We start from the raw sequence: 16,998 nt of genomic DNA, 5'->3' as shown, positions 1-16,998 counted from the left end.
CAGACAGCGCCGTCGGGCGCGCATCGCGGCCGCGCGCACCCGGAGCCGGACGCCCGGGGGCACGCACCTCGCCCGGTCCCAGCGCCCCACCTCGCCCGATCCCTGCCCCGCACCTCGCCCGATCCCGGCTCCGCACCTCGCCCGACCCCGGGGCACGCATCCCACGCGGGACCTGTACGCACCGCGGCTACGGGCGTAGCCTGCCCGGATGACCGACGACGACGTCCTCGCCTGGCTGGCCGACAGCGACCCGGCTTTGCGATGGAAGGTCGAGCGCGACCTGCTCGACGCGCCCGAGGAGCAGTGGCGAGCGACGCGCGCCCGGGTGGCGCACGAGGGGTTCGGGGCGCAGCTCCTCGCCGCGCAGGGCGAGGACGGGCTCTGGGCCGGCGGCGCGCACTTCCCGGCCGGCTTCCAGTGGGGTGATCCCCAGCCGTGGACCGCGACGTCGTGGTCGCTGATGAGCCTCCGCGAATGGGGAGTGGATGCCGAGGCCCTCCGCCCCGACACCGTCGGGCTCATCGACCGCAACGTCCGCTGGGAGTACGACGACCTGCCCTTCTGGGGCGGAGAGGTCGACGCGTGCATCAACGCCTTCACCCTCGCGAGCGGAGCGTGGTTGGGGGCGGATGTCAGTGGCATCCGGAACTGGTTCGTCGAGCATCAGCTCGGTGACGGCGGCTGGAACTGCGAGTGGGTGGACGGGGCGACGAAGTCGTCGTTCCACTCCACGCTGAACTCCGTGATCGCGATCCTCGACGACGAGTGGCGCACCGGCGGCACCCCCGAGCTGCACGCGGCCCGGAAAGGCGGGGAGGAGTACCTGCTCGAGCGGAGGCTGCTGTACCGGCTGTCGACCGGAGAGCGGCACGCGTGGGCGCATCACCTGGGCTATCCGTTCCGTTTTCGCTACAGCGCGCTCCGCGCCCTCGACCACTTCCGCGCCGCGTCCGAACGCGACGGCACCGAGCCCGACCCGCGCTTGGCCGAAGCGATCGACCGGGTGCGCGCCTCGCGCGACACCGACGGCACGTGGCATCAGGCCTCCCCGCTCGAGGGGGCGGAATGGTTCGCCGTCGACGTCCCGGCCGGAGAACCGTCGCGCTGGCTGACGTTCTTCGCGCTGCGCGTCCTGCGCTGGTGGCACACCGCTCGCGCGTGAGCCCGACCGGGCAGGATGGGGGAATGGATGCCACCGTGCTCGCCGTCACCTCGAAGGGAACCGTGCGCGGGTTCCGGCGCGGCAGCACGGCGGTGTTCCTCGGCATCCCGTTCGCCCAGGCGCCCGTGGGGCCCCTTCGCTTCGGCGCCCCGGCGCCCGTCGTCCCCTGGGACGGCGAGCGCGACGCGACCGCCTACGGGCCGACCGCCCAGCGGGGCGACGCGGGCATCACCCTCATCCCCGAGCCGAGTGTGCCCGGCGATGCCACGCTGAACGTCAACGTCTTCACCCCCGCGGATCGGGATCCAGATGCCACCCTCCCCGTGCTCGTGTGGATACACGGCGGCGGCTACACCTCGGGGTCGCCCGCGAGCCGGTGGTACGACGGTGACGCGTTCGCGCGCGACGGAGTCGTCACGGTCGTGATCTCGTACCGGATCGGCTTCGACGGGTTCGGGCTCATCGACGGCGCGCCCTCGAACCGCGGGCTGAGGGATCAGATCGCCGCCCTCCGGTGGGTGCAGGACGAGATCGGCGCGTTCGGCGGCGACCCGGCGCGCGTCACCGTCGCGGGGCAGTCGGCGGGCGGCGGGTCGGTGCTCGCGCTGATGGCGAGCCCCGCGGCATCCGGGCTCTTCCACGGGGCGATGGCGATCTCACCGGCGATCGGGGCGGTGCCCGCCGACGCCGCTCGGCGCTTCGCCGCGCGTGTGGCGGAGCTCGCGGGGGTGTCGGCCGATCGTGACGGATTCGCCGGCGTGTCGGAGGAGCGACTGGTCGAGCTGCAGGAGGTCGCGGGGAAGCCCCCGCGCGGACGCGCGATCGCCTCTCTGACGGCACTCCTCGACGACGGGTTGCCGCTCGGGCCGGTGATCGACGGGGACGGGTTGCCGCGGCATCCGCTCGACGTGCTCGCCGAGGAGACGGGCGTGCCGCTCGTGATCGGCTCGACCGACGACGAGTTCACGATGCTCACCGCTCGCTACCGCGGCCTGCTGCGGTTCGTGCCGGTGTCGCTCGCGTTGGCCGTGCTGGGTCTCGGGCGTTCGCGTCGCCGTGCGTACCTCGCGCGCACGCGGCGACGGGGCGCCGCGGCGGTTCTCGGCGGATACGCGACGGACCGGGTGATCCGTGCGACCGTGTTGCGGGTCGCGCGGGCGCGGGGTGTCGCGCCCACCTGGGTCTACCGCTTCGCGTGGCCGTCGCCCGTGTTCGGCACCGCGTGCCACTGCCTCGACGTGCCGTTCTGGTTCGACCACCTCGATGCGGAGGGGGTCACCGCGATCGCCGGGGATGCGCCTCCGCGAAGCCTCGCCGCGCAGCTGCACGGGGCGGCCGTTGCATTCGCGCGCGACGGCGATCCTGGCTGGCCCGCGTGGGATGCCGCGGCCCGGCGTGCGCGGGTGTTCGACGTCGCGGCATCCGCCCCTCCCGTCGAGACTGACGCGTACGCTGACGTGGCCCCGCTGGTGTGACGTCGGCGCGCGGCACGGTCTGCACGCATCGGGCGGGAGGTCGCGCAGCGTGAGCGCGCGCATCGCGGACGAGGCCGCGCGACGCGGACACGCGCATCCCGGAGCGGGAAGCGCACCGAGATCGGACACACGCATCGGAATCGGACGCCACAGTCGCGGCGTTCCGATTCCGATGCGCTGATCCGATTCCGCGGCGCCGCGCGACGGTGCTCGCGCGAGCCCCGCGCCCCGCGCCCGGCGGAGAGGAAGGATCAGAGCGCCGGAATCACCTCGCGTTCGAACAGCGAGATGCCGGAGGTGTCGTAGGCCGCCTCGGGGAAGTAATGGATCGCGTAGCCGAGGCCGTGTGCGGCACGTTCGCGCAAGCGCTCGACGATTCGCTCGGGCGTGCCGAAGCCGTCGGAGGCGCGGTAGTCGGCCTCGATGGCATCCGCTCGCTCGTCACCGACGTGGGGGCGGAGACGGGCCATGACCGCGGCGAGACGCTCCTCCGCCTCGGACTCGGTCTCGGCCACGATCGTGTTGAAGTTGGTGGACTGCGTGATCTCGCTCACGTCGCGACCGAGCGCTTCGCAGTGACCGCGCAGCACCGCGGTCTTGTGCTCGAACTCCTCGATCGAGCCGCCGAAGTTCGTGTACGACGCGTACTTCGCCGCGATCTTCAGGGTCACCTTCTCGCCGCCGCCCGCGATCCACAGCGGGATGCCGCCCTCCTGGAGCGGCTTCGGCTGCACGATGGCGCCGTCGACCTCGTAGTACTTCCCCGCCAGGGTCGCCTCGCCCGTGGTCCAGGCCTGGTGCATGATCTCGACACCCTCGCGAAGGCGCCCGAGGCGCTCGCCGATGGGCGGGAAGCCGTAGCCGTAGGCCTTCCACTCATGCTCGTACCAGCCGCCGCCGATGCCCATCTCGGCACGCCCGCCCGAGATCGCGTCGACCGTCGCCGCGACCTTGGCGAGGTAGGCCGGGTTGCGGTAGCCCATGCACGTGCACATCTGGCCCAGGCGCACGCGATCGGTCGCGGCGGCGAAGGCCGCCATGAGCGTCCAGGCCTCGTGCGTCGCCTCGGCGCTGGGCACGGGCGTGGTGTGGAAGTGGTCGTAGACCCACAGAGAGGTCCAGGGGCCGTCGTCCGCGCTCTGCGCGAGCGCGTTCATGACGCGCCAGTGCTCACTCGGATCGATGCCGACGAGGTCGAAGCGCCATCCCTGGGGGACGAAGATGCCGAATTCCATGGCCTCACCCTAGGCGTGGCCACCGACATCTCGGGCGGGTCGGCGCGAATCCGCCGCAAAGAGACGAAAAAGGGGGCCGGCCCCACACCGGCCCCCTCCGCCCTCAGAGGGGGTACTGACCCGGCTCGCGCCGGACGGTGATCCACCGCGTCTCGGTGAACGCCTCGATGTTGGCGCTCGCCCCGCCGTGGCGAGAACCCGTGCCCGAGCTTCCGACGCCGCCGAACGGCGCGTTGGCCTCGTCGTTGACCGTCTGGTCGTTGACGTGGACGATCCCCGTGGGAATGCGGCGCGCGAGTTCGAGGCCCGCGAAGGCGTCGGCCGTGACGATGCCGAGCGAGAGCCCGTACTCGGTGTCCGAGGCCAGGGCGACAGCCTCGTCGTCGGTCGCGTACGAGACGACCGAGGCGACGGGGCCGAAGACCTCGTCGCAGTAGGCAGACGCTGTGCGGGGTGTGTTCGCCAGCACCGTCGGCCGGTAGAAGAGCCGGTCGTAGGTGCCGCCCGCGCGCAGTTCGGCCCCCTGTGCCACGGCATCCTGAACGAGGGAGTGCACGCGATCACGCTGCACCTCGTCGATCAGCGGGCCCAGGTGCGCGGGACCGGCGGCGGGATCGCCGACGTGCATCGACTCGGCCTTGGCCGCAAGCTTGTCGACGTACTCGTCGAACAGCGACTCGTGCACGATGTGACGGCCGACGGTCATGCAAATCTGACCCTGGTGCAGGAACGAGCCCCACGTCGCGAGGTTCACCGCCTTGTCGACATCGGCGTCGGCGCGCACAATGAACGCCGAGTTCCCCCCGAGCTCGAGGTGCGCGCGCGTGAGGTGGCGACCGGCCAGCTCGCCGACCGCGCGCCCCGCGCGGGTCGACCCGGTGAACGCGATGACCCGCACCCGGGGGTCGCTGACGAGAGCCTCGCCCACCTCGGCACCACCCGGGACCAGCTGTAGGACGCCCGCCGGCAGCCCGGCCTCTTCGAAGATGCGCACCATCGCCACACCGCCGGTGATGACGGTGCGCGGGTCGGGCTTGAGGATGACGGCGTTGCCGAGAGCCAGGGCGGGTGCCACGGCACGGATGCCGAGGATCAGCGGCACGTTGAACGGCGAGATCACGCCCACCACGCCCACCGGCACCTGCTCGGCGAGCGAGAGACGCGGCTGCTCGCTCGAGAGCACCTGGCCGAGCGGTGCCGACGGCAGGGACGCCGCTTCGTAGCACTCGGCAGCGGTGACGTGCAGCGCGAAGCCGGCCAGGGGCGGGATCGCGCCGACCTCGCGCACGTTCCACCCGCCGATCTCGTCGGCGTACTGCTCCCACAGTTCTCCCGCGCGACGCAAGACCTGGGCCCGCGCCGGGTGCGGCAGGGCGGCCCACTCCTTCTGCGCGCGCTGCGCGCCCTCGGCGGCCCGGGCGACATCGGCGGCATCACCCATGCCGACCTGCGCGAGAGTCTCTCCGGTCGCGGGCTCGATCGAGGGGATCGACCCTCCACCCCCGGGAACCCACTGTCCGTCGAGGAAGATCCTCTCCTCGAAGACGGCGGGGTCGATCAGCGTCTCGGTGGTCACGGTCATCGTTGACATGGTGTTCTCCTTGTTCCTGTTCGTGAGTGTTCCCGGCCGTCGCTCACCGCGCGGCGGCCGGTTCGATGCGTTCCAGTCGGCGGACACGGCGCCCGACGACGCTCGCCGCCCACCCGCGGCGGATGCGGGGCACGACACCTTCGACCACGTCGGCACCGCGATCGAAGGTGCGCCGCCACACGGCGAGCATGTCGGCGACCGCCTCGGGGATGCCGGGACGCGAGAACGACTCGACACCCCAACGCCCCTCGTAGCCCTCGTCGAGAGCGTCCCTCACGACGCCCTCGATGTCGACCGCACCGTCTCCGAAGACGCCGCGACCCGATTGGCCGAGTTCGAGGTAGCGGAGTCTGGGCAACGCGGTGCGGATCGCGCCGCGCATGCTCTCTTCCTCGATCGCCATGTGGAAGGTGTCGAGATGAAGGAACAGATTCTCGCTCCCGCTGCGCGCGACGAAGTCCATGGCATCCGCCGCGGTGTTGACGACGTTGGTCTCGTACCGGTTCAGCACCTCGAGGGTCATGGTGACCCCCTCCGCGGCGGCGCGGTCCGCCACGATGCCGATGTCTCGCGCGATCCGCTCCACGCGTCCCGGGTCGGGGAGGGCACGCGCGTGTCCGAGCAACCCGTAGGGCACGCCGTTCATCTGATCCCCGCCGAGCGCGACGGTGAGGTCGAGCGCCGCGTGAAGCACCTGGATGCCGCGAGCCCGCACGTCCTCGTCGTCGGAGCTGACGTCGGCGGAGGGGTCTTGACCGGCGATCGTGATCGGGGCGAGGTGCGCGCCCTGCAGCAGCCGCCGGACGCGGTCGAGATCAGTGGCATCCGGATCCAGGGGAGGAAGCACCACGCGTCGGAAGCCGGCCTCGGCGATGGTGTCCAGCGCCGCCTCGACCCCGTCGTCGTCCATGGTCGCGACGAAGACGTTCAGGTGGCACGCAGCGTCGAGCTCGAGAGGCAGAACCTGATTCATGTCAGAAATCCGGCAGGTCCAGCCGCTGCTTGAAGACGGAGTACCCGTCATCGACGTGCACCACGGTGCCGTTGATGACGTTGGCCTCGTCGGATGCCAAGAACGCGACCACGTTCGCGATCTCCTCGGGCTCGGTGAGCACACCGCGCAGCTGCTCAGCGGCGAAGGTGTCACGCAGCTCGTCGCTGAACTGGTTGATGATCGGTGTGCGCACCCGCCCCGGGGTGATCGCGACCGCGCGCACGCCGTACTCGGCGAGCTCGTAGGCCGCGGACCGGGTGAAGGAGATGACCGCGGCCTTGGCCGCGCTGTAGGCGAAGGCGACCTCGGCAGCCTGCTCGCCGTAGATGGACGACGTGCTGATGATCACGCCGCCGGTTCCCTGTGCGCGGAACTGACGCCCGGCCGCGAGGATGCCGTGGTAGACGCCGTCCTGGTCGATGCGCACGATCGGGTCGTAGTCCACCGCGGGGTCGTGCTCGAGCAGCCGGCGTCCTCCGGCAATGCCGGCGTTGTTGAAGATGATGTCGAGGCGTCCGAACGTCTCGACCGTGGCCTGCACGGCGGCTTCCACCTCGGCGAGGACCGACACGTCGGCACCGAAGGCGGCCACGGTCTCGGAACCGGCGTCAGCACCGGCGATCTCGTTCGCCGTCGCCTGCGCCCGTTCGAGGTCGCGGTCGACGATCATCACGCGAGCGCCCTCGCGGACGAACTTCTCCACGGTCGCGCGGCCGATCCCGCTCGCGCCGCCCGTGATGAGGGCGGTCTTGTCTTTCAGTCGCATCGTTGCGCCTTTCTCAGCAGAGTGCATGAAGGGGCGAGGACGGGCGGGCGCACCCGCCCGTCCTCGTGGTCACTTGGCGTCGGTCGGGGTGATGGTCGCGGCGTTGGCGCGATCCACCAGTGTCACGTCGACCTCGACGAAGTTCTCGGACGGGCGGGTTCCGTCCTTCGCGTACGCCTGCATCGCGGCGACCACGTCGCCGAGAACCTCGTCGAAAGGCTGTACGACCGTCGCGTAGAACGGCCCGCCCTTCTCGATCTGCTCGACGGCCGCACCGATCGCGTCGACGCCGGTGACGTAGATGTCGTCGCGGCCGGCCTCGTTGATCGCCTGCACAGCGCCCAGCGCGGCGTGGTCGAACCCGACCCACACGCCGTCGAGGCCGTTGGGGTTGGCCTGCAGGTAGTCGGCCACGAACTTCAGCGACTCCTCTTGCGACGAACCGGGCTGCAGGATCTGCTTGATCTCGCCGCCGGCGATGTTTGCGCCCGCAGCCTTGAGCAGGTCCTCCGCCATGTGACTGCGCGTCATGATGCCGATGTGCGGGTCGTGCCCGATGATCATGACGTTCTTGCCCTTGAGACCGCCCATGGCCTCGTCGAGCGCACCCACGGTGTCGTCGGCGATCTGCTGCTGGTTGGTCGTCACATCGATCGCGAAGTCGGCGTTGGGCTCCACACCGCCGTCGACGGAGAAGATCGGGATGTCCGCATCCTTCGCCGCCCGCACGATCGGGCTGATCTGGCGAGGGTCGGGGAATCCGGCGAACACGGCATCCGCTCCCTGGCTGATCGCCGCCGCCACGTCGTTGTTGAGCTGGTCGTACGACTCATTCGTGTACAGGGTGACGTCCCAGCCGAGGCCCTTGGCCTGCTCGACGAAGGCGTCGGTGGTCGATTTGCCCACGGGCGTGCCGTAGCCCTGTGTGAAGGCGATGACCTTGAAGGTGTCGCCTCCGCCTGCGGAGGCGGCACCGCCCGCGCAGCCGACGATACTCACGCCGGCGGCGACGACAATGGCGCCGAAGGCGAGAATCTTCTTGAACATCTCGGTGCTCCCATTCATTGGTGTTCGTGATCACGCGTGTGGTGATCGGGGTGTTCGTCTTTCTTCTGAGCGACGGACCAGGCGTCCGTCACTCTTCGCGACGTCTACGCGTCGCGGGCTTTGAGCGCCGACAGGGTGACGGCGGCGATGATGATGAGGCCGGTCAGCACCTGCTGCACGTAGGTGTTGACGCCGAGGATGTTCAGGCCGTTGCTCAGCACGCCGATGATGCCGACGCCCACGAGGGTCCCGCCGAGGTTCGCCTGGCCGGACTTCAGGATCGTCATGCCGAGGAACACGGCGGCGATGGCCAGCAGCATGTAGTTGTTCGCGCTGGCGGAGCTCGCACTTCCGAGGCGGCTGACCAGCACGATTCCGCCGACCGCGGAGCCCAGCCCCGCGAAGGTGAAAGCGAGCAGGCGGGCGCGACGCACGTTGACACCCGACAGTCGCGCCACCTCGGCGTTGCCGCCGACCGCGTAGAGCCGACGCCCGAAGGTCGTGAAGCGCAGCACCACCCACACCAGCGCCGCGATCAGCAGCGCGAACACCACCGGCATCGGCATCCCGAGCACTCGTCCCTGCCCGATCCAGAAGAACTCCTCGGGCATGCCGTAAAGGGTCGTGCCGTTGGTGACGATGTACGCCAGGCCTCCCACGGTGGTCATGGTCGCCAGCGTCGCGACGAAGGCCGACAGCTTCACGTACGCGACGAGCACGCCGTTGACAGCACCGACCAGGGCACCCGCGGCGAGCGCCACGAGGATGGCGAGGGGAACCGGCGTCCCTCCGATCATCAGAGCCGTGGCGATCGCGCCCGACAGCGTGGCGTTGGTGCCGACCGACAGGTCGAAGTCGCCCACGACCATCACGAGCGTCTGAGCCGCGGCGATGATGGTGAGGATCGCGACCTGCTCGAAGATGTTGCGCACGTTCGTGAAGCTGGGGAACACGTCGGGGCGCACGATCGTGAAGAACACGATGAGCACGATCAGGGCCAGCACGGTGCCGCCCTGCCAGAGGAGCTGGGCGATCGGGGTGCGCTCCTGCGGCGTCATCGCCGTGGACAGCGTCTGGGTTTCGGGCATGTCATGCCACCCTTCCGTAGCAGTAGGACAAGAGGGATTCGTCGTCGGCCGTGGCGGCCGGGACGTCGGCGGTCAGTCGTCCCTCGTGCATGATGAGGATGCGATCGCTGACGCCGATCAGTTCGGGCAGTTCGGAGGAGACCAAGATGACGGTCGTTCCGGTCGAAGCGAGCTGGCGGATCAGGCGGTAGATCTCCGCTTTGGTACCGACGTCGATGCCACGGGTGGGCTCGTCCATCAACAGGACGCGGGGAGCGCGCGCCAGCATCTTGGCCAGCACGACCTTCTGCTGGTTTCCCCCCGAGAGCTGGCCGACGGGCTGTCGGGGCCCGCGCGCTTTGATCTGCAGGTCGCGGAGCGAACGCTGCGCGAGCTCGGTGATCTGGGCGCGTGAGACCCATCCGGCCTTCGAGACGGTCCCGAGGTTGGCCAGGGCGATGTTGTCTTGGATGGGAGCTCCCACCATGACGCCCTGTGTGCGGCGTTCCTCGGGCACGAGGGCGATGCCGGCTGCGAGCGCCGGACCCACCCCCGGCCGTGTGAGCTCGACCCCGTCGAGACGGATCTCGCCGGCGGCGCGCTTCTGCGCACCGGAGAGGATGCGCATCACCTCGCTCCGCCCCGCACCGGCCAGCCCGCCGATGCCGAGCACCTCCCCCGCGTGGGCCTCGAAGCTGATGTCGGACACCCGTCGGCCGGTCAGGCCCGAGACCGCGAGGGTCACGGTGGAGGTGGCGGTGCCCCGGTCGGGGAACAGCTCATCCGCCTTGCGCCCCACCATGGTCGAGATGACCTCGTCGACGGTGATGTCGGCGACATCGCGCGTGGTGATCGTGCGGCCGTTGCGCATGATGGTCAGCCGGTCGCAGAGCTCGAAGACCTCCTCGAGCCGGTGCGACACGTAGACGATCGCGACGCCGTCTTCGCGCAGCGCCCGGAGCACCGTGAACAGGTCGCGGATCTCGATGTCGGTGAGGGATGCCGTGGGCTCGTCGAGGATGAGCACCCGCGCGTCGGTGGCCAGGGCTCGCGCGACCGCGACCATCGTCTGTTGCACGGGCGAGAGGTGCCCGGCGAGCTTCCCGAGCGGGATGCGCTGGTTGAGACGGGCGAGCTGCTCGCCCGCGCGGCGCAGCAGCGCACGGCGGTCGACGAACAGGCCCCTGCGCGGCGTCTCGTCGCCCAGGAGGATGTTCTCGGCGACGCTGATCGTGGGGATGATCGACAGCTCCTGGTAGAGAGCGACGATCCCGGCCCGGTGGGCGGCCCGCACTCCCGCGAACTCCACGGGCTGTCCGCCCCGCTCGATCCGGCCGCCGTCCGCGGTGTACAGCCCCGTGAGCACCTTGATGAGTGTGGACTTTCCTGCTCCGTTTTCGCCGAGCAGCGCGTGGATCTCTCCCGCGCGCACCTGAAGGTTCACCCTTTGCAACGCGTGCACGCCGTCGAACGACTTCACGACGTCGACGCCCTCGAGAGCGTATGCCGTCGCCGTCTGGGCGACACCGGTCATGACAGCTGTCCTTCCAGGTCGGGGTTGCAGCGGATGACGACCTTCGGGTGACGTCCGCTCAGGTGCTCGTCGAACGCGCGCGCGGCATCGTCGATGTCGAACACGGCACGCGTGAGCTCGCCCAGATCGAGGGAGGGCAGCACCTGCAACGCCCGCGGAAAGGCGTAGGGCGAGACGAAGAGACCGGTCAGCGTGAGCTCGCGCAGGTAGAGGTATCGCGTGAGGTTCAGCGGCATGTCGTAGTCGTGGGGGTACTGCGCCCCGTAGATCACCGTGCCGCCCTGCGCGGCGAGGTCGAGCAGGCTTTGCGTGGCACGGGTGGAACCGGATGCGTCGATGACCACGTCGTAGCCACGCTCCTCGGTGAGATCCATCGCCACCGCGTGCTGGTTCTCGTGAATCGGGTCGATCACGTAGTCGGCACCTGATCGCCGCGCCATGGTGCGGCGATCGGCGAGCGGCTCGATCATGGTGAGGGAGGTGGCACCGAAGCGCTTCATCACCTGCAGGCACAGCTGGCCGATGGGTCCGCCGCCGCAGACGACGACGCGGTCGCCGACGCGCATGTTGGTCTTGTCGGCGATGCGCACCGCCACGGAGGTGGGTTCGAGCAGGCAGCCCTCGAGCAAGGAGACGCTGTCGGGCAGTTTGTAGACCTGCGACTCGTGCCAGGTCACGGTCTCGGCCATGCCGGGACGGTTGTACTCCTGGATGAACCGGCAGAACTGCTGCCGCCCTTCCCTGCACGGGGGGCAGGTCCCGCAGAACCGCAGGAAGTTGCCGGCGACACGATCTCCGATGGCGAGCCCGTTGCGGTGCGCCCGTTCGCCGAGGGCCTCGACGACGCCCGACAGCTCGTGTCCGAGTCCGATGGGCACGTCGTCGCCGAAGAATCCCGCGGCGATGTGCGGGTCGGATCCGCAGATCGCGGAGTAGGCGACGCGCACGCGCACGTCTTCCGGGCCGAGTTCGGGTTCGGGGAAGTCCACGACCTCGATCCGACCGCGAGCATCGAGATCGGCATCTTGAAGATGCCCGACCTTCGTGACGGCTATGGTCTTCATCTCTCGTCTCCCATGAGCAGCGGGTCAGGCGCGAGCCGCGCGGCGGAGGGCGTCGACGGTGTGGACGAGTCCGTAGCCGTGCTTGTCGCGGAGCTCCTCGTCGTCGCCGAAGCCGGCGTAGACCTGGGGGATGCCGAGACGCTCGAAGGAGCGCAGGTGCACACCGCGATCCGCGATGACGTCAGAGATCCGCGAAGCCAGTCCGCCGTAGGCCAGGTGGTCCTCCAACACGACGAATCGACCACCCGTCTCGTCGGCGCAGCGCAGCACGAGCGCGTCGTCGAGCGGCTTGAGGGTGAACATGTCGACGACACGAACCGAGATGCCCTCGTCGGCGAGCTGCTCGGCGGCATCCAGCGCCTGAGCAACCGTCGTGCCGTGGGTGAAGACGGTGACGTCGCTCCCGTCGCGGGCGACGATGCCTTTGCCGATGCGGATGTCGTGCTCGCCCTCGGCGTAGAGCACTCGGTCCTTCTTGCCGACCGCGAGACGGACGTACAGTGGCCCCGGCATCGACATCGACTGGCGCAGGATCTCGCCCACCATGAGCGGGTCGCCGACGGAAGTGACGGTCATGTTCGTCAGCGCGCACATCAGCGCCAGGTCTTCGACCGCGTAGTGGGTCGAGCCGCCGTTGCCGACGAGACCGCCGTGCGTGCCGATGATCTTCACCGGCAGGTTGGGGTAGCAGATGTCGCTGCGCACCTGTTCGAGCGCGCGCATGCTGAGGAAGGGGAGCATGCCCGAGACGACGGGGATGTTGCCGTCGTACGCGAGTCCGGCAGCGATTCCGACGCACGCCTGCTCGGCGAGCCCCACGTCGATGAAGCGGTTGGGGAACTTCTCGCGGAACTCCAGGAGGGTGGCACCGATGTCGGGGGTGAGCACCCAGAGGTTCGGGTGGTCGTCGCCGAGCTCGGCCAGGGTCGTGCCGATGACCGAGCGGGCCGAGAACATCTCGCCGAAGGTGAAGGTGACAGGCATCAGTTGAGCTCCGATCCGTTGGAGGACGAACGGTTGGCGGCGAGGGAGGCGAGGGCCCGCTCCAGGTCGGCCGCGCCGAGGGAGCCGGCGTGCCAGGCGAGGTTGCGCTCCATGAAGTCGACGCCCTTGCCCTTGACGGTCTCGCAGATGATGACCGTGGGCACCTCGCTGTCGGCATCCGGGAGCGCGTCGATGGCGGCGACGAGCTCGCTCATGTCGTGCCCGTCGATCTCGACGACGTTCCACCCGAACGCGCGCCATTTGTCGGGGTAGGGCTCGAAGAGCACGCGCTCCTCGGCGAAGCTCGTCATGAGCTGCCGGTTGCGGTCGACGAGGGCGACGAGGTTGCCGAGCTTCTGGCTGCGCCCCGACATGACGGCCTCCCAGACCGACCCTTCGCCAGTCTCTCCGTCACCGAGCAGGCAGAAGACGCGGTGGGCCTCGCCGCGACCGCGCGCGCTCAGCGCCATGCCGACCGCGATGGGCAGTCCGTGCCCGAGCGACCCCGTCGAGCACTCCACCCCGGGCAGCTGCACCTTGCAGGGGTGCATGCCGAACGCGCTGTCGAGCTGACCGTAGGTGCGGACGATGTCGTCGTAGTCGAAGAACCCGCGGATCGCCATCGCGATGTACATGCAGACCGCCGCGTGCCCCTTGCTCAGCACGAATCGGTCTCGGGTCGGGCTCGAGATGTCGGACGGGTCGACGTCCAGGCCGTAGCTGAAGAGGGCGGTGAAGATGTCGGCGGCGGAGAGATCGCCTCCGATGTGCACGGCACCCTCGTACGTTCCGCACAGCTGCAGGAGCTTGGTCCGCAGCTCGAAAGCGGTGTCTTCCAGTTCGCTGACACTCGGGCGTCGGGTGTCTCGGCGTTCGTCGACTGTCATCGCCTGCCTCCTCATTGATCGCATGGCTTACGGCGCTCTTCCTGAGCGGCGCGTGTTCTTCGGGTCGGGATCGAGCTGCTCTGCTCATCCGCGGCATTAGAGAACCACAATCTCGTTTACATGTAAAGCACTAGAGATATAAAACCTTGGTAACGTGCTGAGAGGGGGGCGTAGGGTCTTTCGATACCCCGGCCCTACCGACAATGGAAGGAGGGTGACCGCTCAATGACGAAGCCCGTACCCCCGCAGTTCGACACCCTCGACGTCGTGACGGCACCGCTCGATCGCATCGTCGACCCCGAGAACTTCACGCCTCGACTCGTGTCGATCCTGTCCAACGCGCTCGTGAGCCGGGAGTCGGCCGAGCTGCGCAGCCGCTTTTCGCTCGGCACCAACGAGTGGCGCGTACTGTCGGCCCTGGCGACAAAGCCGGGCGCGACCGCCAAAGACGTGTCCGAGTTCCTCGTGCTCAATCCCGCCCTGATATCTCGCAGTGTCAGCACGCTCGTCGCCCGCAGCCTGATCGTGCTGAGTGACGGCCCGCGCGGCTCACGTCCGATGTACCTCACGGCCGCCGGAGCCGCGCTGCACGACGAGATGCTGCCGGTCTCCCTGCGGGGACAGGAGATCGTGCTGGCAGAGTTCCGACCCGACGAGGTCGAGCTGCTGAACTCTCTGCTGCGCCGGATGCTCCGCCAGGCACCGGCGCTGCAGTCGGTCGACCGGCATGTCGAAGCCGGCACCTGAGGGGTTTCGCTCCTCAAAACACAAAGCGCCCCTCCTCGAAAGGAGGGGCGCTCAGCTGTTGGCGGTCGATCAGGCGATCGCGGCGCGCAGAGCGGCAGCCGCAGCGCCCACGTCGGGCGCGCCGTAGATCGCGCCGCCGGCCACGGCGACCACGGCACCCGAGTCACGCACCGACGGGATCGTGTCGGCGTTGATGCCGCCGGCGACCGAGAAGGGCACGCCCGAGGCCTTGCCGTCGTCGAGGAGGGTCGAGAAGGTGAAGCCCTCCTCGGCCTGCTCGTCGAGCCCGGCGTGCATCTCGACGAACTCGGCACCGAGGGCGACGACCTCGCGCGCCCGCTGCGGCTTGTCGGCGACGCCGATCAGGTCGACGACCACTCCCTTGCCGTGCGCCTTGGCCGCCTTGACGGCACCGGCGATGGTGCTGTCACCCGCCGAGCCGAGCACCGTGATCAGGTCGGCACCGGCGGTGAAGGCGATGTCCGCCTCGAGCTCTCCGGCATCCATCGTCTTCAGATCGGCGAAGACGATCTTGTCGGGGTGGGCCTGCTTCACGGCGGTGATCGCCGACAGTCCGGCGCTCTTGATGAGCGGCGTGCCGAGCTCGAGGATGTCGACGTGCGGCGCCGCGGCGGCGGCGAGCTCGAGGGCGGCCTCGGTGGTGAGCGTGTCCATGGCGAACTGCAGTTTCATCGTGTCCTTATCGGGGTGAGCAGGGCGGCCGGGTGCCGCCGCTGAGTCGAGAGCTCGAAGGGAGCGAGGTCATTCGAGGTTGGCGTGGCGCGGCCAGAGGTCGTCGGCGCTCGCGCCCGAGCGCTTCCACAGCGTGTGGAAGAGGGCATCGCCGACCAGCACGACGATCTGCTCGAAGAGGCTGCCGGCATACTGCGCGCTCGCGCTCTCGGAGCGGTCTCGCTTCGCCGCGGCGGGGATCACCACGGCCACCGTGGACAGAGCCGAAAGAGGAGATTCGGATGCCGTGGTGATGACGGCCACGCGCGCGCCGGCCGCGACAGCGATCTCGGCTGCGCGCACGATGCCGCTGGTGGTACCGGATCCGCTCGCGACCAGGAGCAGATCGCCCTCGCCGATCGCCGGAGTGGTGACCTCGCCCACCACGAACACGGGGAGTCCGAGGTGCATGAGCCTCATCGCCGTCATGCGCAGCGCGAGCCCGGAGCGGCCCGCACCCATCACGAAGACACGTTCGGCCCCCGCCACGAGATCCGCCAGATCGTCGAGGGAAGCGGCATCCGCCGCAGAGGCGTCGCCGATCAGACGGTCCACCCCGGTGGCGATCTCGCTCGCGATGAGGGCGAGGGCTGTGGGAGCGTCGACATCGGGGGTGGTCATTCGACCATGCTCGCCTGACCGTCGCGACCGTGCCGCTCCCCGGTCGCACAGCCCACCTACCCGAAAGGGGAGGTCTGCGGGACGCGTATAGTTCCGTTCGTGTCGAGAACGCCCACTCACGACGACGCGCTCCTCGACCGCGCGCCCGATCTCGCGGCATCCGAAACCGAACCCGGAAGCCGCGGGGGCGACGAGGACGCGGCTCAACCGACCGCCGCCCTCCCCTCCCCTGCCACCCGGCAGCTGATCCTGGACCACGCACGCACCGTGGCGGGACAAGCGGACCGTCACGCGGTCACGCTCGAGTCGATCCTCGCGATCCTTCGCTCGCGCAAACTCGACGACCGCGCTGCCCGTGCGCTCGCGACCGACGTGGCGGCGGGAGCGCTCGTCGGCCTCCGCACCTCAACGGACGAACGGCGCGACAGCATGATCGAGCCGGTGACGGGTGCCTTCGCGCGCTTGCGGAGCGATCTGCGCCCCCTGGTGCGCCACGGCGACCTCGACCTGCAGTTCGTCGAGCCGCCGGCGTCAGGGAGAGCGCTTCCGGGCGAGGTCGCCCACACGGCGAGGGCCATCGTGCGCAGTGCGGTGCTCGCGTTCGTCGACCAGGGAGAGACCTCGCGCGTGCGCATCCAGTGGGACTGCGACGGCCTGAACCTACTGATCGGCATCCGCGATGACGGGCGCGGCGAACTGACCGCGCACGACGACTCGCTGCGCCCGATCGTCGAGCGCGTGGCGGCTCTCGGCGGATCGTTCGCCGTGTCGTCGACGGCGGGGTGGGGCTCCGATCTCTCGGTGCGTCTCCCCCTGGATCCCCCGGCCGCACCGGAGCTCCTCGACGATCGCGTGCCCCTGAGCCCACGCGAGCGCGATGTCCTGCGCCTCGTCGCCTCGGGGGCCCGCAACCGCGCGATCGCCGAGCGGCTCGGCATCACGGAGAACACCGTGAAGTTCCACGTGTCGAATCTGCTGCGCAAGGCCGGGGCCGTCTCCCGCTCCGAGCTCGCCGCGCTCGCCTCCCCCTAGCGGTGGCAAGGTACACGACGCAGGAAGCCCGGTGCCGCGGCACGCCCGATCGACGTGATC

Annotated in this window: 16 protein-coding genes; 4 read left to right on the top strand and 12 right to left on the bottom strand. The window is 69.6% G+C overall.

Annotation, left to right across the window (positions count from 1 at the left end):
• Nucleotides 1–208 precede the first annotated feature (208 nt).
• A complete protein-coding gene (locus tag QE388_RS08615; RefSeq protein ID WP_307384779.1) occupies nt 209–1,162 on the top strand; it encodes a squalene cyclase in 954 nt (317 codons plus the stop codon).
• A gap of 23 nt (nt 1,163–1,185) precedes the next feature.
• Entirely contained in the window at nt 1,186–2,637 is a 1,452-nt protein-coding gene (locus QE388_RS08610; protein ID WP_307384777.1) for a carboxylesterase/lipase family protein, read from the top strand.
• A 251-nt stretch (nt 2,638–2,888) separates the two neighbouring features.
• On the opposite strand, the gene QE388_RS08605 is transcribed toward QE388_RS08610, so the two are convergent.
• The 10 genes from QE388_RS08605 to QE388_RS08560 all read right to left on the bottom strand — a co-directional run bounded on the left by QE388_RS08605 (nt 2,889) and on the right by QE388_RS08560 (nt 13,806).
• Nucleotides 2,889–3,872, bottom strand: a complete 984-nt coding sequence (locus QE388_RS08605) for an LLM class F420-dependent oxidoreductase (protein WP_307384775.1) — start codon at nt 3,870–3,872, stop codon at nt 2,889–2,891.
• 103 nt (nt 3,873–3,975) lie between these two features.
• Entirely contained in the window at nt 3,976–5,463 is a 1,488-nt protein-coding gene (locus QE388_RS08600) for an aldehyde dehydrogenase family protein (protein ID WP_275801729.1), read from the bottom strand.
• Nucleotides 5,464–5,506: 43 nt separating this feature from the next.
• Nucleotides 5,507–6,436 (bottom strand): sugar phosphate isomerase/epimerase, encoded by a 930-nt coding sequence (locus tag QE388_RS08595; RefSeq protein WP_275801730.1) that lies wholly within the window; start codon nt 6,434–6,436, stop codon nt 5,507–5,509.
• 1 nt (nt 6,437) lies between these two features.
• A complete protein-coding gene (locus tag QE388_RS08590; protein WP_275801731.1) occupies nt 6,438–7,223 on the bottom strand; it encodes an SDR family NAD(P)-dependent oxidoreductase in 786 nt (261 codons plus the stop codon).
• Between the two features lie 69 nt (nt 7,224–7,292).
• A complete protein-coding gene (locus tag QE388_RS08585; protein WP_275801732.1) occupies nt 7,293–8,270 on the bottom strand; it encodes a sugar ABC transporter substrate-binding protein in 978 nt (325 codons plus the stop codon).
• Between the two features lie 104 nt (nt 8,271–8,374).
• Nucleotides 8,375–9,358 (bottom strand): ABC transporter permease, encoded by a 984-nt coding sequence (locus QE388_RS08580; RefSeq protein WP_275801733.1) that lies wholly within the window; start codon nt 9,356–9,358, stop codon nt 8,375–8,377.
• Nucleotide 9,359: 1 nt separating this feature from the next.
• Nucleotides 9,360–10,871: a sugar ABC transporter ATP-binding protein gene (locus tag QE388_RS08575; protein WP_275801734.1), complete on the bottom strand. Its 1,512-nt coding sequence runs from the start codon at nt 10,869–10,871 to the stop codon at nt 9,360–9,362.
• On the bottom strand, nt 10,868–11,935 hold the full coding sequence (locus tag QE388_RS08570) for a zinc-binding dehydrogenase (RefSeq protein ID WP_275801736.1): 1,068 nt from the start codon (nt 11,933–11,935) through the stop codon (nt 10,868–10,870). The genes QE388_RS08575 and QE388_RS08570 overlap by 4 nt, the downstream gene beginning before the upstream one ends.
• A gap of 24 nt (nt 11,936–11,959) precedes the next feature.
• Nucleotides 11,960–12,919: a transketolase family protein gene (locus QE388_RS08565; RefSeq protein WP_275801737.1), complete on the bottom strand. Its 960-nt coding sequence runs from the start codon at nt 12,917–12,919 to the stop codon at nt 11,960–11,962.
• Complete coding sequence (locus QE388_RS08560) at nt 12,919–13,806, bottom strand: transketolase (RefSeq protein WP_275801738.1); 888 nt, start codon at nt 13,804–13,806, stop codon at nt 12,919–12,921. Before QE388_RS08560 ends, QE388_RS08565 begins: the two co-directional genes overlap by 1 nt.
• A 225-nt stretch (nt 13,807–14,031) precedes the next feature.
• Here QE388_RS08560 and QE388_RS08555 point away from each other — a divergent pair, with 225 nt between their 5' ends.
• On the top strand, nt 14,032–14,553 hold the full coding sequence (locus QE388_RS08555) for a MarR family winged helix-turn-helix transcriptional regulator (protein WP_275801739.1): 522 nt from the start codon (nt 14,032–14,034) through the stop codon (nt 14,551–14,553).
• Nucleotides 14,554–14,622: 69 nt separating this feature from the next.
• On the opposite strand, the gene hxlA is transcribed toward QE388_RS08555, so the two are convergent.
• Both hxlA and hxlB read right to left on the bottom strand, forming a co-directional pair.
• Entirely contained in the window at nt 14,623–15,246 is a 624-nt protein-coding gene (hxlA, locus tag QE388_RS08550) for a 3-hexulose-6-phosphate synthase (RefSeq protein ID WP_275800031.1), read from the bottom strand.
• Nucleotides 15,247–15,315: 69 nt separating this feature from the next.
• Nucleotides 15,316–15,906, bottom strand: coding sequence for a 6-phospho-3-hexuloisomerase (gene hxlB / locus QE388_RS08545; RefSeq protein WP_307384771.1), 591 nt, complete (start codon nt 15,904–15,906; stop codon nt 15,316–15,318).
• A 99-nt stretch (nt 15,907–16,005) separates the two neighbouring features.
• Between hxlB and QE388_RS08540 the strand changes: the two genes are divergently transcribed.
• Nucleotides 16,006–16,938, top strand: a complete 933-nt coding sequence (locus QE388_RS08540; RefSeq protein WP_307384770.1) for a helix-turn-helix transcriptional regulator — start codon at nt 16,006–16,008, stop codon at nt 16,936–16,938.
• Nucleotides 16,939–16,998: the final 60 nt, after the last annotated feature.

Source organism: Microbacterium sp. SORGH_AS_0969 (assembly GCF_030818255.1).
Classification (GTDB): domain Bacteria; phylum Actinomycetota; class Actinomycetes; order Actinomycetales; family Microbacteriaceae; genus Microbacterium.
Note: the sequence above shows the minus strand (reverse complement) of the source record. Positions and strands in the feature narration are given on the sequence as shown.